Here is a 19,942-nt window from a genome sequence, read left to right as displayed (position 1 = left end):
TTTTTTACATTTCAGTCGTGCTAAGATATTATTATATGTTGGGTCGAAATTTGTAATTTTCGGCGAACAGGGTACAATAGAGAAATAGAGAACCGAAAGGATGGAGCAGAACCATGTTTTTCAAAAAGATAGGAGTTGTCGGCGGCGGCACGATGGGGCAAGGTATTTCCCAGATGCTTGCAGCCAAAGGACTTGATGTGCTTCTGGTGGAACACACAACGGAGAAGCTGGATCATGCATATAACATGATTGAGACCAACCTCGATAAACAACTGGAGAAATGGGCGATTACAAAGGCTGAGAAGAAATTGATTCTCTCCCGTATTACCAAAGTTGCTCATCTGGCTGAACTCGGAACTTGCGATATGGTCATTGAGACTATTTCTGAAGATCTGGAAGCGAAAAAAGCGGTATTCAGTCAACTGGACCAAGTTTGCCCAAGCAACGTAATTCTTGCAAGTAATACATCCACGCTGAGTTTGACTGAGCTTGCAAGCTCAACCAAATACCCAGAGCGTGTTATTGGTATGCACTTTATTCACCCGGTTTCCCGGGTTGATCTTGTAGAGATTATTCGTGGTCTGAAAACATCCGATAGCACTTTTGCAGAAACGAGACGTTTTGTGGAAGAAGTTGCGGACAAAAAAGGCGTTATGATCTATGAATCACCTGGATTTGTGACGTCCAGACTGATCTGTCTTCTGATCAACGAAGCGCTGCATGTACTGCAGGAAGGTGTCGCTTCCGCTGAAGATATAGATGACGCTATGCGTATCGGATACAATTTCCAGCACGGACCGCTTGAGATGGCAGACCGTTTCGGATTGGATTCGGTAGAAGCTGCACTCGAAAGAATGTTCCGTGAATTCGGTGAATTGAAATATCGTCCTTCCACAGTCCTGAAGAAAATGGTGCGTGCAGGACACCTGGGTGTCAAAACAGGCGAAGGATTCTTCAAGTACGACAAGGATGGTGACCGGCTGTGAAAGTACTCGTAATTAATGCGGGGAGTTCCTCGCTCAAATATCAATTGTATAACATGACGGATGAATCCGTATTGGCAAAAGGTCTGGTAGAGCGGATCGGGATGGATTCTTCCATTCTGACTCATAAACCAACCGGCCGTGAGGATGTTACGGAAGTTAGCGAAATTCTTGAACATACTACAGCGATTCGTAAAGTTATTGACATCCTGACAGACAAAGAAAACGGTGTGCTTGGTTCTGTTGATGAAATTCAGGCTGTTGGACATCGTGTAGTGCATGGTGGTGAAGCATTTAAGGAATCGGCGTTGGTTGATGATGCTTCCAAAGCAGAAATTCGCCGTCTGTTCGATCTGGCTCCACTGCATAACCCTGCAGCAATGATGGGTATTCGTGCGGCTGAATCCAACATGCCAGGCGTACCACAGGTAATGGTCTTTGATACGGCTTTCCATCAAACGATGCCGGAAAAAGCATATCTGTATGCCATTCCACGTGTGCTTTACAAAAAGTATAAAGTGCGTCGTTATGGAGCACATGGTACTTCCCATGATTACGTAAGCAAGGCAGCAGCTGAATATCTCGATCGTCCATTGGAAGATCTGAAGATCATCACATGCCACGTTGGTAATGGTGGTAGCGTAACGGCTGTACAAGGCGGCGTATCCGTGGACACGTCCATGGGCATGACTCCACTCGAAGGATTGATGATGGGAACACGTAGTGGTGACCTAGATCCGGCCATTGTACCTTATGTCATGAACAAGGAAGAACTGAGCGTGAGCGAAGTAAACTCCATGTTGAACAAACATAGTGGACTTCTTGCAATCTCCGGCATCAGCAGCGACATGCGTGAAATCACGGAAGGTATGGAGGCTGGCGATGCTAACTCCACGCTTGCATTCGAGATGTACGAATACCGTCTGCGTAAATACATCGGTTCTTATGCAGCAGCAATGAACGGTGTAGACGTGATCGTATTTACGGCTGGTGTAGGTGAAAACTCTGTTGTTCTTCGCCAAAAAGTATGTGAGCAACTCACGTATCTGGGTGTTGAACTGGATGAAGCGCTGAATGCAATTCGCTCTGGAGAACCACGCCGCATCACAACAGCCAATTCCAAAGTGGACGTTCTCGTAGTTCCCACGAACGAAGAATTGGTGATTGCAAGAGATACACACCGAATCGTATTGAATTCTCTGTAATCTAATTGTAAAGTGAATATAGCATGACAAGGAAGTGCAGGGGACAGGCATATAGCCTGCCCGCTGCATTTTCAAATTCAGGATTCCAAGGAGAGATATATGCATGAGTACGGATTGCGTAATTCGTAATGTGAGTGAGCATGTGGGCGAGACTGTTAAGATCGGCGCCTGGATTAACAACAAACGTTCCAGCGGCAAAATTCAATTTTTGCAACTGCGTGATGGAACCGGATATATTCAAGGGGTAGTCGTTAAAAGTGAAGTCAGCGAAGATATCTGGAATGCTGCGAAGAGCTTGACTCAAGAAAGTTCATTGTATGTAACGGGAATTATCCGTGAAGAACCACGTAGTGCATCCGGTTATGAGATGACGGTTACTGGCGTGGACATTATTCATCTTACTGAAAACTATCCAATTACTCCGAAAGAGCATGGGGTAGACTTCCTGATGGATCATCGCCATCTGTGGCTGCGTTCGACAAAACAACGTGCGATTATGGTTATTCGTGCGGAAATCATCCGCGCTGTTCAGCAGTTCTTTGATGGTAACGGATTCACACAGGTTGATCCTCCGATTCTTACACCTTCATCTGCTGAAGGAACGACGAACTTGTTCCACATCAAATATTTTGATGAAGATGCCTATCTGACACAAAGTGGACAGTTGTATATGGAAGCTGCAGCAATGGCGCTGGGCAAAGTGTACTCCTTCGGTCCTACGTTCCGTGCCGAGAAATCCAAAACACGTCGTCACCTGATCGAGTTCTGGATGATTGAGCCGGAAATGGCGTTTGTGGATCATGAGGAAAGCCTGCGAGTGCAAGAGAAGTTTATTGCTCACGTGGTTCAAACGGTTCTGAAAAACTGCCGTGCTGAACTGGAGTCCATCGGACGTGATGTATCCAAGCTTGAAAAAATTGTAGCTCCATTCCCGCGCATTACGTATGATGAAGCGATTGAATTCTTGAATGGACAAGGCTTCGATATTCCTTGGGGAGAAGACTTTGGTGCTCCACACGAAACGGCGATTGCTGAGAAATACGAAACACCGGTCTTTATTACCCATTATCCGGCTGGAATCAAGGCATTCTACATGAAACCTGATCCGAATCGTCCTGAAGTGGTCCTCTGTGCAGATATGATCGCACCAGAAGGATACGGAGAGATCATTGGCGGTTCCCAGCGTATTGATGATCCGGAACTGATGCAGCAGCGCTTTGATGAGCATCAGTTGTCGGAAGAGGCATATCAGTGGTATCTGGATTTACGTAAATACGGATCGGTTCCTCACTCCGGCTTCGGTCTGGGATTGGAGCGGACGGTAGCATGGATCTGTGGATTGGATCACGTACGTGAAACAATTGCATTCCCACGTATGCTCTATCGTCTGTACCCTTAATGCTTAACCGCGAGTCCATGGAAGAAGCCGGCTCCAAAGCCTGGTTGAACGGAGCAGCTTACGGTATGGCATCAGGGACAGCGCAGCTCCCATATGCTTTATTGCGCTATTATCATCAGCTGGGGTTAAGTGACGCAGAGGTGCTTCTGCTGATTCAATTGTTTGGATTCCGGCAAGTCGAATTCAATGAGTTTCCAACGCTTGAAGAGCTTGCAACCCGTATGGGTCTTGCTCCTGAAGGCATCGCCAGAATGCTGCAGCGTCTTATGAGAGACGGGTACATTCACATTGACGAGCATCGGGATGAAGAGCGTGACATTCAATATGAACGTTATGATCTGCATGGATTATATGCGAAGCTGGCAGGATGTACAGCAGAGGATATGGCCATGGCCCGTAAGCAGCAGCTGGACAGTAATGCATTGCGCCCGGATTCGAACAGTGTTCAAAAAGAAGAGGAAGAACGAAATATGTTCTCTATTTTTGAAAAAGAATTTGGCCGCCCGCTTTCCCCGATGGAATGCGAGACGATATCCGGCTGGCTGGATCAGGATCGCTATCAGGAGGAACTGATTCTCATGGCATTGAAGGAAGCGGTCTTTGCTGGTAAAGTGCATTTTCGCTATATCGACCGAATTCTGCTTGAATGGAGCCGTAACCGCGTGAAGAATGTGCAGGACGCCAAGGCATATACGCAGCGGTTCCGTAACGGTGGACGTTAATACCAATGTTAGATTAAGCAACAATTTCATTCAGATTAAACCAAAAACAGGCCAGAATTTATTCTGTGCCTGTTTTTTTAGATTATAGAGATGTTAAGTAAGATACATTAAGTCCCCGATAGGTCTGACTTTTCAGGCAATGTGTAACCTTTTTATAAAAAAATGAATGAATACGCAGGGGTCAACAAACAAGTTGTCGTCTATTGTAGTGGAGAGGAGGGGAGAGTCATTGATGAAGCGCGCTTAATCGAACAAATCCGTCAAGGCGATACATCCCAGATACGCTTGTTGATCGAAAAGTACAGTCAGCATGTATACCATGTGGCCTATTCCGTATTGCGGAACGATCAGGATGCACAGGATGCAGCGCAGGAGGCGTTCATTCAGATGGTTAAATCTCTCCCCGATTACCGATCCGAAGGTTTCAAAACGTGGTTAACCCGAATTGCCTTTCACAAAGCAATAGATGCCAAACGCAAGCTGGGCAGACGAAGCGCTGAGGATCTGGGCGGAGAAGAAAAAATAATGAACATGCCCGGTCGTGAAGAAGATGTTCTTGCCCGCCTCGTGCGTGAAGAGCGTCAGGAGAAGTTGCGCGAGCGAATCAACCAGCTGCCTGCCCAGCATAGGGACATTATTACTGCGTATTACTTAAGCGAAAAAAATTATGAGCAGATTGCCCGTGATGCACAGGTAGCAGTGAAAACCGTGGAGTCCCGTCTGTATCGTGCCCGGCAGTGGATTCGAAATCATTGGAAGGAGGATGAGTGGCGTGAGGAATAAAAGGATGTATACCGTCCAGGAATGGACTGATTATATTGAAGGCCGAATGACTGCAGACCAGGCAAGTATGATGGAACAGATGCTTATGGACGTTCCGGAAGCGATGGACAACTATCTCGAAGCACTCGACATTCATCGGGAGCTGCCACAACTGAAGGACCCGGTAGGCTTCGCCGATTCGGTGATGAATCAAATTACGGAAATGCAATCCTCCAAGCCAAAGCGCAAATCGCGTTCTGGACGAAGACGTATCTGGCTGGATCACAAAGTGTTTCATTATGCCGTAGCGGCTTGTCTGACGTTAATCTTCCTCTCCTCGGGATTGTTTGACAAGGTAGCGCCATATCATAAGTTCCAGGACGGTGAGCACAGGGGGTCATTTACGGAAAAGTGGACAGAGGCAGCCACGTCATGGCTGGATCACTTCAAGCCTGGACCATAAATTGTTTCGCATTGCCTGAAAAGAAAGGATGAAGACTGTGCAATCAGATCGTAACAAAATACTTGCATTTTTATTAAACCTGATACCGGGTCTTGGTTTTCTCTATTGGAGGCGGCCTACCAGAGCTGTGGTCTATCCATTACTCTTTTTTGGAACAGGCATTGGCTTCGTCATGTTGGCGTTGTTGACTGATGAGAAGGATTTGATGATTGTCGGGTTCCTGGGAGCCATATTCTTCTGGTGTATCAGCATGCTGGATATGATTATCGTTCTGCTCCGTGCTCCTTCACTACATGATGCCCGATACCATGGATATGGCGCACATTACAGTGGACCGCATCAGGGGGCGGCATATCAGGGAGCATACACTGGGCAGGAAGGTCATCTGGGACAGATGGAGATGGACATGGAGGGGATACATCAGAATCAGAACGGTGAGTATGGCGTGCCTGCGGCTCCTTATGGTCAACCCATGTATCAAAAAGGCAGTGAAAGCGAACGATTTTTTACGATTCTACTTTCTTTTGTTCCAGGTCTGGGACATCTTCATCTCGGACTGTTACATCGCGGTTTATCATTCCTGATGGCGTTCTTTGGCTCATTTGCGATGATGGTATTTGTAGCTTCGATTACGAATGAATCGGTATTTCTGATGTTCTTGCTCATTCTGCCTGTCATCTGGGTATACTGCATGTTTGATGCGGTTCAGCATGTGCATCGCAAACAGGCCGGTGAGGTATTGCAGGATCGTACGTTGTTCGAGGAGCTGGAGATGGGCAGGGCTTCTGGACGGCGAAGCAAAGTGCTGGCAACCCTGTTATCAGCCTTCCCGGGTGCGGGACATCTGTATCTGGGACTGCAAAAAAGAGGCATGCAACTCATGTTCCTGTTTCTCGGCAGTATCTACGTTCTGGACCTGCTTCATTTATCGGTGTTCCTGTTCATGATTCCGTTGATCTGGTTCTACAGCTTCTTTGACGGACTTCAGTGTTCAAGCCGTTATGGCCGTGAACCGTTGACCGATCAACCCATTTTCAAGGATTGGGCTCGTCACCAGCGCCTGATTGGATTCGGAATTGCTGCATTGGGATTGTACTATCTGTTTATCCGCCTGGTCATTCCACAGCTGAATGAAATGTTCCCGAATGCATTTATGACGTACGAGATTCGTTCGTATGTGAACACCGTCATTGTGTCCTTGCTGCTCATTTTTGGCGGTCTGAAGCTGCTGTTTGGCAAGCAGCGCGGTGCGAGTACGAATAGTACGGTTCATCGAACTGATGAGGGAGCAGACAGTCTCTTTTTATTCAAGGATCGGGAGGATCGATTGTAGAACTTTACAGATTTTTTCGATTCCCTTTTCCAAAGGGGAACAAAGAGAATCACAGAAAACAAGGAATTAACCAAACATAAAAACACGCCGAGGGCTATGTCTATCAGCCTTGGCGTGTTTTTGGTTGTGCAGCTTTGATTTCGAATGAATGATTGCTATTTCGTAGCACCCTTCAGTAGAAGTTGACGGTACATCACTTCGAACAGGAACTCGAACGCTTCCAGATGACGTTTCGCTTCAAAAGCATCTTTGCCCCAGGCATAAATCCCGTGATTACGCAGCAAAATTCCCGGTACATTCGCGTCAAGTACACCTGGTACCAATTCAGCGATGGATGGAATATCAGCGAAGTTAGGCAGAACTGGTACACGAATCTCTGCATTTTCTTCCCAGATGTTGAACGCCTTGATCAATTCGATGCCTTGAATCGGTACGTGTCCATCTGCTCCAAAGAACTCACTGATCAGGTTGTTAAATACGGTATGCACATGGAACACCGCGCCACAGCCGGTTAAACGATAGATTTCGCAGTGAATCAACGTTTCAGCGCTTGGTTTCAGGGTTGTGGTCTCAATGGCTTTACCATGCTTGTCTACAAACAGAAAGTCTTCCGGTGTACGGAGAGATTTGTCTTTGCCTGATGCAGTAACTGCAAAGTAGAATTGCTCCGGGTCGAAGTCGCCCACACGCATTGACAGGTTGCCACTTGTACCAGGGAACCAGTTACGGCTGGCAAACAGCGCTTTGATATCAGCCAGTTCTTCGAGCACCTGACGTTTATGTTCCAATGTAATCTTTTCAAAACCCATCTTTACAGCACTCCTTGTGTTTGCTTCTGTTTCATATCTTTCATAATATCGTAGAAGGTTGTGAATGGGACATGATCCACACCCAGCTCTATACACTTATCCGTCAGGATAGAACGAGAGTAGACAAGATCAGCGATTTTGGCACCTTCAAAATCCGTCAGACTGTCTCCAATGAGGATACGATTATATTGTTCTTCCGGGAATGTACGAATAACCGTCGTTTTACACATGCCGCAGCCGTTCTCACAAGGAGGCCGACATGGATTAGGCCATTCAATACGTATGAATTCATCTGTGAAATCCGCCCCGTTGCAATAAACATGATCCTGTGGAATATCGAATGGAGCGAGCAAAGGCTCGATAAAAAAGTCCATTCCGCCGCTCGTGACATTAAATTCAATGCCCTCGTCCCGAACGTATGCAAGAAATTCGCTGAACCCTTCTCGGATGCCAGCCTGTCCAAGTACAAATTCCACAATCTCATCTTTTTGCGAAGAAGGCAACAGAGCGAACATCGCTCCCACACCTTCGCGAAGCGAAATTCGCTGTTCAATCGTGTCTTTCATAATTGCTTCAATACCTTCGGGTTTAAAATGTTTCATAATCGCTACGATATTGTCCGAAAGGGTGATCGTGCCATCAAAATCACAGAAAATAACTGTTTTTTTATCACTTCTCATCGTTCACCACCCCACAGATCTATTGCACTTTTCAGTTCGGGATGTTCGACTGCATATTCTGCCAGTGGAATGGAACGTTGGGCTGCCTCGATAGCCTGCAAGAATGCCCGTCCGCCTGCCTCAGTACCCATGGGATGCCCATGAATACCTCCGCCGGCATTAACGATGACATCGGTGCCGAAGTCACGCAGAATAAGAGGTACAAGCCCTGGATGTATACCAGCCGAAGGCACAGGCATGCTGGTTCTGACAGGAAGCTCAGGTGACAGCAACTGTTCTGTAATGGCCATATTCTCTTCCTTCGGCATCGTCACCGATCCGTAAGGGGAAGGGAAGAGCACCAGATCCGCTCCGGCAAGTCGCATCAGCTGTCCCAGCAGGACGGAAGCCGAGATTCCATAGTGTGGTGAAGGATACAGTGCACCTGCAAGCGCAGGGTGAGCCATGATCGGTACGTTGATGTCCGGATCACTGCTTAGTTCGTGCAGCACGTCATATCCGTATGACAAGACATTGAACAACAGCGCATTTGCTCCTGCACCTATCGCGCGTTCAGCCTGTTGTTTCAGGCGTGAGGTAGGTCCAGTTAAATTTGCGGCATAAAGAAGTTTCTTACCTGTCTCCTTGCGTGCCTGTTCCGCAGCTTTCATGCAGACCTCGACTCTTTTCTCAATCGGAGTCAGTTTGTTCTCAAACAGAATTTCATCATCTTTAATCAAGTCTACTCCACCAAGAGCTTGGCGAATAAACTGTTCCCTCAGTTCGTCAGCATCCAGTCCAATGACTGATTTAAAAATACTCATTAACAACGGACGATCATGTACACCTAGCAGATCACGAACACCGTTCAGTCCAAACTTGGGACCAGGGAATGCGCTGAGGAAGCCGTCCGAGAATCCAAGCCGTGTCAGTTTGATGCGTCCATCCATTGAAATTTTGCCAAAGACCGTCACGAGCAGAGCAGGAATATCACGGCTGAAATTTACATCCGGATAACCGATGGTAATATCAGCGTAACGCTCACCTGGGGTCATGCCCTCAGCTTCATGCACCTCAACGCTGATGACTTCCCCCAGATGTTTCTGCATCGCCTCACGCTTGGCTTGAGGCAATTCAGTCCAACTGCCAACGGTCATGCCGACAGCAATGGACCCAGCCTTCTTGCGAAAGTCTGCACGATCATCATGCAGACGATAAGTGGCTGTGCACATAGTATTCATTTTAAATCTCCTTCCAAAGCAGCTCCCATCTCCCGTGAGCGCTCTGCACAGCGGTTGACGGCTGCGATTACATTTTCAAAGAAATCTCCCTCGTCCAGCGTTTTTAGTGCTGCCTGAGTTGCACCTCCCGGGGAGGTTACATCACTACGAAGTTTCATTGGTTCCAAGCCAGTTTGCTGCACCATACGTGAAGCACCCAGCACGGTCTGAACAGTCAGATCGCGGGATTGTTGGCTGGACAAGCCGCCACGAATACCTGCGGCAATCATGGCCTCCATCAAATAGTATACATAAGCCGGACCACTTCCGGAAATACCTGTGAGCACTTCGAGTTTATCTTCAGGCACGATGGTCACGATTCCAACAGCTTCGAACATCGTCATGACTGTACTGCGCTGGTCATCCGTAATCTCTTCAGAGAAGGCAAGTCCGGTTGCGCCAAGCCCGATTGTACTGGACGTATTCGGCATGGTGCGGGCGATCGGTTGCTTGCGTCCCAGCAGGGATTGCATCGTACGGATCGATAATCCGGCAATAACGGAGACGATTAATTGATCCGGAGACAGGAGCGGCCCAAGCTCACGCAGCGCTGCGGCAGCATCCTTCGGTTTCATGCAGAGTACAATAACGGGAGAAGCGGCGAGATGATCCAGCGATTGTGCAGCAGTTCCGGTATGTACGGCATAACGGGTACTGAGCTCCTCCTGACGTTTCTGGTTGCTGCGGTTCAGCATCGTAATATCCTGAGGACGAACGACAAGGCGGGAAATTAATCCGCGCACGATGGCTTCCGCCATCGCACCTGCTCCGTGAAAAGTAATCTTTTGTTGTAATAACGTCTGTTGTTCTTGACTCATATTTATCGTTCCTCCTATATAACTGTAGCTGCGATATTATTGCCGGATTTGTCCATTGCCAGTGATACGATATTTGGTTGACGTTAATGCAGGCAGACCCATCGGTCCACGAGCATGCAGCTTCTGGGTACTGATCCCAATTTCGGCTCCATAACCGAACTCAAATCCGTCTGTGAAACGTGTGGAAGCATTATGGTATACAGCAGCTGCATCTACATCATGTAAAAAACGTTCTGCATTGCTCGTATCCTTGGTGACGATACACTCTGAATGCTTTGTGCCATAACGTGCGATATGCTCCATCGCTTCATCCAAATTCTGAACTACACGAATATTTAAAATATAATCATTGTACTCTGTCGCATAATCTTCTTCCGTCACAGGAAGGGCAGAGGGAACCAGACGACGAACCGTGTCACACCCCTTCAACAGGACGTTCGCCTCACGGAATTGTTCAGCCAGTGTCGGCAGATGCTCCTCGGCGTAAACAGCGTGCAGCAACAAGGTTTCCATGGAGTTGCATACGGATGGACGCTGTGCCTTGGCATTAACAGCAATCTCCGCAGCCATGACCGGATCGGCAGATTCATCCACATAAGTATGACAGATACCTGCACCGGTTTCGATCACAGGCACTGTTGCATTGGTGACCACATTGCGGATCAGTGAAGCTCCGCCGCGTGGGATGATGACATCGAGCAGTCCATTTAACTTGAGCATTTCGTCCACGGAGGAACGGTCTGCATCCTCAACAAGCTGCAATGCATCAGCTGGCATGTCTGTTGTTGCCAGTGCCTGATGAAGTACCTCCACAATTTTGCGATTGGAGGAGAGGGCAGAGGAGCCGCCTCGCAGCAGTACAGCGTTGCCTGTTTTGAGGCAAAGTCCCGCTGCATCTACTGTAACATTTGGACGTGCCTCGTATATGATGCCGATTAGACCGATAGGCACTCTCAATTTTTCAACGTGTAATCCGTTCGGACGAGTGAATGTTTCTAGCACTTCGCCTACAGGGTCCTGCAACTCCACGATCTGACGCAGTCCTTCAGCGATGCCGGCGATCCGCTCCTTATTCAAAGCGAGGCGATCCAGCATCGATTCTGGCGTGCCTTGCTGTCTGCCTCGTTCCAGATCGTCAGCGTTTGCTGCAATAATGGAATCCGCTTGCGCAATCAATGCGTCCGCCATGACCAGCAGGGCGTTATTTTTTTGTTCTGTGCTCAGTCGATTCAGCTGTGGAACGACGGCTTGGGCCTTACTCGCTTTTTCCCTGACTTCACTCATTATAAATTCCTCCCATATATAAATTGGAAACAAAAGATTATTTAATGGCTATATCATATGATTTTGAGCAGTACACTCGGTAGGATTATAGGAGTTCTATTTTAACGTAATCCACTCGTCCCGATGAATAACCTCAAGTCGATGGATGCTGTTCAACTGCTTCATTACTTCGCCACTTGGCAGTCCTGCGATGAGGCGTAGCTGGTCATCATCATAATTGACGATACCACGACCGAGCAAGGTGTCATCCATACCCAGCACCTCTACAACATCTCCTGCATGGAAGGTACCCAGCACGCGTTTGACACCTACAGGCAGGAGGCTATGACCACCATGGACCAGTGCTTCTTCGGCACCATTATCCACAACGACGGTGCCGAGCGGAGTAGACATGAAGCCAAGCCATTGCTTTTTACGAGAGAGAGCCGCAAGGCGAGTCTCGAAGTAGGTTCCTTTTCCGGTCCCATCAACTGCCCTCTGCATATCTCCAGGTTCCTTAACACTTCCTACAAAGACAGGTACGCCTCCACGCGTTGCCACTTTGGCTGCATCTACCTTGGATCGCATGCCGCCTGTACCTACGGATGATCCTGAACCGCCAGCATAGGCGTAAATTTCTGCCGTAATTTCGGGGATGCGGTCATAACGAAACGCAGACGGATCTTTTCGCGGATCAGCCGTGTACAGACCGTTGGTATCCGTAAGAATGACCAGATGCTGTGCCTTGACCAGATTCGCTACCAGAGCAGACAGGAGATCATTATCTCCGAACTTCAATTCATCGACAGATACGGTATCATTCTCATTAAAGATTGGAATGACGCGCTGCTTGAGCAGCTCTTCCACCGTCATGCCCGCATTGCCCATACGTTTCCGGCTGTGAAAGTCGGTACGGGTGAGTAGAATTTGTGCTGTAGTAACGCGGTGCGCTGCAAAAGCCTGTTGATATGACTGCATCAGCAAAGCTTGCCCAACAGCCGCTGCAGCTTGTTTTTCATGCAATTGCTTGGGACGCTGGGGGTAACCAATCTCCCGGAATCCGGCAGCTACCGCTCCTGATGTGACCAGAAGAACCTCATGGCCTTGTTCAGCCAAGCCAGCAATTTCTCCGGCAAAAAAAGTAATGGCATTTCGATCAAGTCCGCCTTCTTCCGTAGTAAGCGAACTGCTTCCGATCTTAACTACAATACGTGAGGTCATGTTTTCACTTCCTTAAACAATATTAATGATTGACCCTGGAGCAGACCGTTGGGTACAAAAAAAACTCCCGCCCTTTTAATTAAAAAGGACGAAAGTTCGTTACTTCCGCGGTACCACCTTTATTGATGATTGGATCATCCGGCTTCATGCCCTGTAACAGAAGGCACTGTCCTGTGCATCACAGGCCGCTCAGGGGTAGGTTTCGGAGAGAAGTCGCGGTAAATTCTTGCAGCCGGGTGGAATTTACTCTCTGGGCGCGGCTGATCCTCTCGTACTGGTCCCGTCATCACGTTTCGTTCAATATTTCCTTATAACATACCATGGAAACTTGGCAGATGCAAAGGGGTTATGCACCTGTAAATTACTTGAATAAATTCAACTTGCCAATCCGCTCTACAGCTTCCCTTAATCGATCTTCATCACTTAGTAGCCCTGCGCGCACATAGCCCTCACCATGTGAACCGAAACCAATACCCGGTGCTACCGCGACTTTTGCTTCACGTAGTAACACGTCGGCAAATGAAGCAGAAGTAAAGCCTGCTGGTACAGGCAGCCAGCTAAAGAAGGAACCTCCCGGTTTTGGGGCCAGCCAGCCGATGGCTGAGAGTGCTTCATAGAAAGCATCGCGGCGTGATTCATAACGTGCAACCAGTGAAGTGACACATTCCTGGGAAGACGTAAGTGCTGCCGCAGCAGCGGCCTGGATGCCTCCGAAGAGGCTCACGTAGATATGATCCTGCAGCAGATTGATTTTGGAGATGATCTCTGCATTGCCCAGAGCAAATCCGACACGCCAACCCGCCATATTGTAGGTTTTGGATAATGTGTAGAACTCAATGCCCACTTCTTTGGCACCTGGTGCCTGCAAAAAGCTTACCGGACGATGGCCGTCGAATCCAATTGCACCATAGGCGAAGTCACTGGCTACGACAATTTTATTTTGAATGGCGAACTCTACCGTATCTTTATAGAAGGAAAGCGGGGCTGTTGCCGATGTTGGATTGTTGGGATAGTTCAGGAACATCAGTTTGGCCTTTTCCCGATCCTCGGTAGAGATTGCTTCATAATCAGGCAGAAATGCATTGGACTCCAGCAGTGGCATAAAAGACATGTGCGCTTTTGCCAGTGCCACACCGGACCAATAATCCGGATAACCTGGATCAGGTACGAGACATACGTCGCCAGGATTGAGCAATACCTGAGGTAGCTGGACCAAGCCCGTTTTTCCGCCAAATAAAATCGCAACTTCCGTTTCGGGGTCCAGGTCCACGTTGTAATCTTCCTTATAACGCTTCGCAACGGCTTCCTTCAGGAAAGCATGCCCGCTAAAAGGCGAATATTTGTGATAGAGCGGGTTCTCCGCCGACTCCTGCAATGTTTTAACAATGTGGGGTGGTGTAGGTGTGTCCGGGTTACCCTGACCCAGGTTAATCACGTCATGACCACTTGCGATTTCGCGGTTTACATTTTGAACAAGGGTAGCAAAAAATTGTGTTGGAAGCTGTGTCATTACATCGGATGTAGGTATGGTAAAGGCTGAACGACCCGATGCTTTTGGCTGATTAGTCATGCTATACATCACTCCGGTTATTAAAGATGGCAATATAGTACTCATTAATTTATCACGTCAATCCCGAGCTGTATAGGGGGAAAACACTTCATGAATGCTTGGGTAGAGCCAATATTTGAGTTTTTGTACAAAACTGAAATGAGGGATTTTGTTTTGTCCATTGAGATTAGGGGAAATTCTGTTTTATGATTATATTCGATAATGATAATCAATATCATTGATAAATAGGGACGAAGCACTTATTAGGGGGAGAAATAGAAATGAAAAAGGGTATACGAAATACGGCAGTATTATTGACGGTTACATGGTTGTCCATTCTTCTGCTGGCATGCGGAAATCAGACTTCAACTCCATCTGCCGGAACGGATGATTCCAAAACAGTCAATGAAACACAGACAGATGGAGATCAGTCCAATCAGGAACAGACGGCATCCGCAGATAACATTGAGGGTGAAACCCGGATGTTCAAGGACTGGACAGGCCATGAAGTGGAGGTTCCGGTTACGCCAAAGCGTGTGATTTATCATGGTGAAGTTACAGGAGATCTGTTAGCGCTGGGCGTTGTACCTGTAGGTATTCTTCGTCAGAATGGAACGGTATATGATGATCAGGTGGCACAAGCGGAAGATGTGGGTTTCCCTATGAGTGTTGAAAAGGCGCTTACCTTGAATCCTGATCTGATCATTTTCTCGAATAGCGATGAGGCACAATATGATCAAATCTCGAAGGTTGCGCCAACGGTTACCTTTGATTCATTTGCTTCACTGGACGACCGCATGCGTATTCTTGGCGATCTGTTGAACAAAAAGCCGGAAGCGGAAGCTTGGATCACGGCCCATCAAAAAGCAACGGAAGAGATGTGGAAGCAGCTTCATGAGAATGGACTGAAAGAAGGGGAAACAGCTTCGGTATTCACCATGTATCCTGGTAATCGACTGTTTGTCATGGCCGGAGCAGGATTGCCACAGTTGTTATATGGAGCCGATGGGATGAAGCCAACCGCGGAAATTCAGAAAGTATTAGATGAAGGAATGGGCTTTGCAGAGATTTCTACTGAAAAGCTGCCCGAAATAGCGGGTGATCGCGTATTCATACTGAATCCAGTAACGGAAGATGCGAAGCAGTCCACCAAAGAATTGCTGGATAGCCCGATCTGGAAGAACTTGCCCGCTGTAAAAGAAGGAAAAGAATATCGCTTTGATCTGGTTAAGGCTTCAAGTGATGCAACTTCAAGAGAATGGCTTTTGAAAGAGTTGCCGAAACAAATGATTCAATAGTTGTTTATCGATTGATACATCATAATATAGTATTGGATTAAGAACGAGAATGCCGACTATAAAAGAGCCTTCAACATTTCGTTGAAAGCTCTTTTTTTGTGCTGATTACAGCCAGATCTGGATTAATGACAAAAGCTCGCTTATAATCAGTTCATACAGAAATAATGATAATCATTCTCATTTTAAAAAACGAGGTGAACCATCATGCAGGCTTTGAATGCCGATGCGGGAGGGTTGTATTTTTCAGCATTCATGTTTCGGCTGGCTCATCTGGAACAACGAATTGAACCACCAGAGCAGGTGATGCTTGAAGTAACATGCGATAAACATACATTCTTGATCTGCGAAGAAGGGGAAGGTCGCTTATATATAGGATATGAACAGTTTCCCTTTACCACCGGATGTGTTTACCCGCTTTCTCCGAGCGAGGGATACCAAATTGAACATGGAAACCGAAAGGAATTGAAATATATGGTGATATCATTTGATGTTATTCATGTGTTGACAGGAGATCCGGAACAGTATACGCGCCCTGTATTCGAACATAGAAATCAATTGAACGGCTATCCTTATGCCCCGTTAAGTGGGCTGCTGGAGCAGATGTATGCCATTCGGGATTATCAAACAGATGCCGAATACAGCCATTTGAATGCACAGTTTCAGAGATGGATGGAGATGGTCATCACCCGGTACACTTCACCAAAAACGGAGCAGAGTATGGAATCCAGACTACACAGTACAATTCAATATGTAGAAGACCATTACGCTGAAGAAATCACAGTAACGAAACTGGCCCGTCTTGCAGATATCCGACCCGTGCAATATACAACCTTGTTCAGACAATTAACCGGCCACAAGCCGCTTGATTATGTGAACCATATACGAATTAAACATGCCAAGGATTGGCTGCGCAAATCCGATGAACCACTTCGGGATATAGCAACCCGGGTGGGCTTTAAGGATGAGTATTATTTTAGCAGGCGTTTTCGTCAAATGACCGGATTATCGCCTCGTCAATATGACCGATCTATTCAGCAACAAACACTGGTTCAGGATTGGTTGGGTCATGATGTGAATATTCCGGCACGGCCGGAGCGAATTATGTTTTATGGTGATTCCGGTGGAGATCTTCAAGTGCTGGGCATAGGTCTATTAGGAGATCAGACATATGATGCGGTTGCCCCGGTTAATGTGGAAGAGGCAGTCCGGATGAGACCAGACCTGATCATTTTCGATAGCACCAACGAACAACAATATGACCAATTTTCCCGAATTGCACCCACACTGGCATACAACTCTCACGCAACGCTGGAAGATCGGATTTGCAGGGTGGGAAGCTGGTTTGGCAAGCAAGCAGAGGCTGAGAAATGGCTCTCCTCCTATCAGGAGCGTATGGAAAAGATGTGGATGAAGATTCATGCTTCAATTGAACCGGGGGAAACGGCGTCCGTATTTACATATCATCGGGGTGCACGATTGTTTGTCATGGGCAATATTGGTCTGGCCTCGCTCTTGTATCATTCGATGGGATTCAGACCCGTTACGAAAGTGAAGGAGGCGCTTGTGGCGGGCAGAGCATATAAGGAGATTTCGTCTGAAGCGATTCGTCAGTATGCGGGTGATCATATATTTGTCTTGGTTCCTGAAGAGGTTATTGCAAGGCAGGCCACAGAGAAGTTGATGCATAGTCCAAGCTGGCGAGCACTTCCAGCCGTGCAGAAGGGGCAAGTGTACGGAGTGGAGGAAACAACATGGAATTTGGGCGATGCAATGACTAGCAACCGTTTGTTAACTTTGTTGCCCGAATTATTATGTAGGAGTTCAGCACGAAAACAGGTTGCAGATGATTGAATGATCAAGCTATGATTACAGGTATTACGGTTCAGAGGAGTGCTGGTTATGACAGAACAACAACAAGGGGAAATGCGTGTAGCCCTGATTCAGGGCGATATTCAGATCGGAGACCCTGAGGCCAACCATAAACATATGCAGTCTTTGCTCGAACGAGCGGTAGAACAGGTTCCCGACTTGGGATTGGCTGTGCTGCCCGAGATGTGGAATACGGGCTATGCTTTGGAACAAATTCATGAGCTTGCTGACCCGGAAGGCCAGAAATCAAGAGAGTGGCTAGCGACTTTTGCCCAAAAACATCGAATCTCCATCGTTGGCGGTTCCATTGCGGAGAAACGTGATGGCCAAATCTTCAATACAATGTACGCCTATAATAGTGAAGGAAATCAGGTGACACGTTACGATAAATTGCATTTGTTCCGCCTGATGGATGAAGAGAAGTATTTGCAGCCTGGTGCAGAACCGGAAATATTCGAATTGGAGAACGGCCTCACCGCTGGAGCTTCGATCTGTTACGATATCCGTTTCCCTGAGCTTGCTCGAACGCTTGCCTTGAACGGAGCCAAAGCATTAATTGTCCCCGCTGAATGGCCGAACCCGCGCTTGCATCATTGGCGCACACTGCTTACAGCAAGGGCCATTGAGAATCAGATGTATGTTATTGCCTGCAATCGCGTTGGGAAAAGCGGAGACACCGAATTTTTCGGGCATTCCCTCATTATTGATCCTTGGGGTGAAATTGTGGCTGAAGGCGGAGAAGGGGAAGAGATTGTGACCGGAATTATTCGTCCTTCGCTTGTGGATGAGGTTCGTGGCCGTATTCCGGTATTCGAAGACCGCAGACCTGGCATTTATTTTGGCAGCAAATAAAAATCTGTAATTTTCCAATAAAGTGTTTATTCATCCGGGAGGCGGGTAATGATAACTATCCCGTCACCAAGGAGGATGATCAATCAATGGACAACCATGTGAAAGATACGCTCAGGAGACTGGAACAGGAAAACACTAGGGTAGATCACTTGAGGCCATTCTTAGAGAATGGGGCAGGAGGGCTATCACCCCCTGAACAATCTGTTCAGGACGAAGGCCGCCTTGTGAATCAACAGAACAGGCTGACAAGTGAACGTAATTTGCGAAAATAAACCGCCAAACTTGAAATTCTTATATGTACGTTTTTACGTTAACAATTCAATGGTGATATCAGCAACATTGTACTGTAACGATGATGTACTGCTAATACCATGTAAGAACTTTATCCTGCGGATGCGGGAGACGAGTATAGAACAAAGGCTTGGCCCTTATGGGTCAAGCCTTTGTTTATTTTATTGCCATGTATGGCGGGCTAGTTCGCTGACTGTCCAATTATTCTCCTTGAGAGAGCTCGGCAACGGTTTGTTGAAACGTATGAATGAACGCCTCCGCGGCTTTGGAGAGAACCCGTCCTTGGCGGTATGCAACGACAAGAGTACGACTGGGAGTTGGCTCGGCCAATGGTACATAAACAGGAATAAATTCACTGCGCGGCGCGCGAGCAATAAAGCGCGGAACGAGCGTAATCCCCATACCTGTAGCCACCAGTGACTGCACCGTCTCAATATTCGTGCTCTCAAACACCACGTTGGGGTCAAACCCGGCTTCTTCACACAGATCAAATGTAAGCTTCCGGAAGCCTTGTCCTTTCTTCAGCACAACAAAGGGTTCATCGCGAAGCTCTTCCATCCGTACTGGAACCGGATGTTCCGGATCTCCTCTACGTGCAAGAGGGTGATTTGGTGGAACAGCCAGATCAATTCGCTCTTCACCAATCGTCACATAAGATAGGCTTGACTCCTGCAATGGGAGCGAGAGAAGGCTTAAGTCGGCCTTGCCACTGGCGGTCAACTTTTCAAGCGTAAGTCCGGAGTCTTCCAGCAACGTTACTTCAATCTCGGGGTAGGCCTGCTGAAATGCGGGAAGCACATGCGGAAGCAGGTGGGAGCCAGTGATCGGCATACTGCCTACAACGACTTTACCTTTACGCAGCTGGGAGATGTCCGACATTTCCTGTCTGAGCAGCTCGACTGCATCAATAATTTTCTGAGCCTGCTCTACAAAAGTCACCCCTGCATGGGTCAACTCCACGGTGCTGGTATTACGCTGAAATAACAGTACACCCAGTTCCTTTTCGAGTTTGGATAGCTGCTGACTTAAAGAAGGCTGGGCAATGTGCAGCTTCTCGGCTGCCCGGGAGAAATTCCGCTCTGCCGCAATTTGCAGCGTATATTGAAGTTGTCTGAATTCCATATCCACACGTCATTCCTTTCGTTATGCCATCATTATATCACTAC

18 protein-coding genes are annotated in these 19,942 nt (G+C 47.5%); 10 read left to right on the top strand and 8 right to left on the bottom strand.

Annotated features, from left to right (window positions below; all coding sequences use genetic code 11):
* Positions 1–113: 113 nt before the first annotated feature.
* From MKY42_RS20945 to MKY42_RS20915, 7 genes are all read left to right on the top strand, one after another.
* Positions 114–986, top strand: coding sequence for a 3-hydroxyacyl-CoA dehydrogenase NAD-binding domain-containing protein (locus MKY42_RS20945; RefSeq protein WP_063566802.1), 873 nt, complete (start codon positions 114–116; stop codon positions 984–986).
* Positions 983–2,188, top strand: a complete 1,206-nt coding sequence (locus MKY42_RS20940; RefSeq protein WP_076288965.1) for an acetate kinase — start codon at positions 983–985, stop codon at positions 2,186–2,188. The genes MKY42_RS20945 and MKY42_RS20940 overlap by 4 nt, the downstream gene beginning before the upstream one ends.
* Positions 2,189–2,291: 103 nt before the next feature.
* Positions 2,292–3,587 (top strand): asparagine--tRNA ligase, encoded by a 1,296-nt coding sequence (gene asnS / locus MKY42_RS20935; RefSeq protein WP_090900499.1) that lies wholly within the window; start codon positions 2,292–2,294, stop codon positions 3,585–3,587.
* On the top strand, positions 3,587–4,309 hold the full coding sequence (locus tag MKY42_RS20930; protein ID WP_339844387.1) for a DnaD domain-containing protein: 723 nt from the start codon (positions 3,587–3,589) through the stop codon (positions 4,307–4,309). Before asnS ends, MKY42_RS20930 begins: the two co-directional genes overlap by 1 nt.
* A 162-nt stretch (positions 4,310–4,471) precedes the next feature.
* Positions 4,472–5,092 (top strand): RNA polymerase sigma factor, encoded by a 621-nt coding sequence (locus tag MKY42_RS20925; RefSeq protein WP_090900496.1) that lies wholly within the window; start codon positions 4,472–4,474, stop codon positions 5,090–5,092.
* Entirely contained in the window at positions 5,082–5,534 is a 453-nt protein-coding gene (locus tag MKY42_RS20920) for a hypothetical protein (protein WP_090900493.1), read from the top strand. Before MKY42_RS20925 ends, MKY42_RS20920 begins: the two co-directional genes overlap by 11 nt.
* Before the next feature lie 28 nt (positions 5,535–5,562).
* On the top strand, positions 5,563–6,867 hold the full coding sequence (locus tag MKY42_RS20915) for a multi-tm2 domain protein (RefSeq protein ID WP_090900491.1): 1,305 nt from the start codon (positions 5,563–5,565) through the stop codon (positions 6,865–6,867).
* A gap of 155 nt (positions 6,868–7,022) precedes the next feature.
* On the opposite strand, the gene MKY42_RS20910 is transcribed toward MKY42_RS20915, so the two are convergent.
* The 7 genes from MKY42_RS20910 to MKY42_RS20880 form a co-directional block, all read right to left on the bottom strand.
* Complete coding sequence (locus tag MKY42_RS20910; protein ID WP_036607600.1) at positions 7,023–7,676, bottom strand: methylthioribulose 1-phosphate dehydratase; 654 nt, start codon at positions 7,674–7,676, stop codon at positions 7,023–7,025.
* A gap of 2 nt (positions 7,677–7,678) precedes the next feature.
* Positions 7,679–8,356: a 2-hydroxy-3-keto-5-methylthiopentenyl-1-phosphate phosphatase gene (locus MKY42_RS20905; protein ID WP_179264061.1), complete on the bottom strand. Its 678-nt coding sequence runs from the start codon at positions 8,354–8,356 to the stop codon at positions 7,679–7,681.
* Complete coding sequence (locus MKY42_RS20900) at positions 8,353–9,576, bottom strand: 2,3-diketo-5-methylthiopentyl-1-phosphate enolase (protein WP_339844382.1); 1,224 nt, start codon at positions 9,574–9,576, stop codon at positions 8,353–8,355. Before MKY42_RS20900 ends, MKY42_RS20905 begins: the two co-directional genes overlap by 4 nt.
* On the bottom strand, positions 9,573–10,433 hold the full coding sequence (proC, locus tag MKY42_RS20895) for a pyrroline-5-carboxylate reductase (protein ID WP_339844379.1): 861 nt from the start codon (positions 10,431–10,433) through the stop codon (positions 9,573–9,575). Before proC ends, MKY42_RS20900 begins: the two co-directional genes overlap by 4 nt.
* Before the next feature lie 36 nt (positions 10,434–10,469).
* Positions 10,470–11,717: a glutamate-5-semialdehyde dehydrogenase gene (locus MKY42_RS20890; protein WP_090900481.1), complete on the bottom strand. Its 1,248-nt coding sequence runs from the start codon at positions 11,715–11,717 to the stop codon at positions 10,470–10,472.
* Positions 11,718–11,813: 96 nt separating this feature from the next.
* Entirely contained in the window at positions 11,814–12,917 is a 1,104-nt protein-coding gene (gene proB / locus MKY42_RS20885) for a glutamate 5-kinase (protein WP_090900477.1), read from the bottom strand.
* 361 nt (positions 12,918–13,278) lie between these two features.
* A complete protein-coding gene (locus MKY42_RS20880; RefSeq protein WP_179264063.1) occupies positions 13,279–14,487 on the bottom strand; it encodes a pyridoxal phosphate-dependent aminotransferase in 1,209 nt (402 codons plus the stop codon).
* A 260-nt stretch (positions 14,488–14,747) separates the two neighbouring features.
* Between MKY42_RS20880 and MKY42_RS20875 the strand changes: the two genes are divergently transcribed.
* The 3 genes from MKY42_RS20875 to MKY42_RS20865 all read left to right on the top strand — a co-directional run bounded on the left by MKY42_RS20875 (position 14,748) and on the right by MKY42_RS20865 (position 18,485).
* Complete coding sequence (locus tag MKY42_RS20875; protein ID WP_339844369.1) at positions 14,748–15,764, top strand: ABC transporter substrate-binding protein; 1,017 nt, start codon at positions 14,748–14,750, stop codon at positions 15,762–15,764.
* A 204-nt stretch (positions 15,765–15,968) separates the two neighbouring features.
* Positions 15,969–17,615 (top strand): AraC family transcriptional regulator, encoded by a 1,647-nt coding sequence (locus tag MKY42_RS20870; RefSeq protein ID WP_339844367.1) that lies wholly within the window; start codon positions 15,969–15,971, stop codon positions 17,613–17,615.
* A gap of 48 nt (positions 17,616–17,663) precedes the next feature.
* Positions 17,664–18,485, top strand: a complete 822-nt coding sequence (locus MKY42_RS20865; protein ID WP_076288978.1) for a carbon-nitrogen family hydrolase — start codon at positions 17,664–17,666, stop codon at positions 18,483–18,485.
* A 492-nt stretch (positions 18,486–18,977) separates the two neighbouring features.
* Here the strand turns inward: MKY42_RS20865 and MKY42_RS20860 are convergent, their stop codons facing one another.
* Positions 18,978–19,898, bottom strand: coding sequence for a LysR family transcriptional regulator (locus MKY42_RS20860; protein WP_090900462.1), 921 nt, complete (start codon positions 19,896–19,898; stop codon positions 18,978–18,980).
* Between the last annotated feature and the right edge of the window lie 44 nt (positions 19,899–19,942).

It is taken from the genome of Paenibacillus sp. FSL W7-1088, assembly GCF_037969855.1.
Taxonomy (GTDB): domain Bacteria; phylum Bacillota; class Bacilli; order Paenibacillales; family Paenibacillaceae; genus Paenibacillus.
Note: the sequence above shows the minus strand (reverse complement) of the source record. Positions and strands in the feature narration are given on the sequence as shown.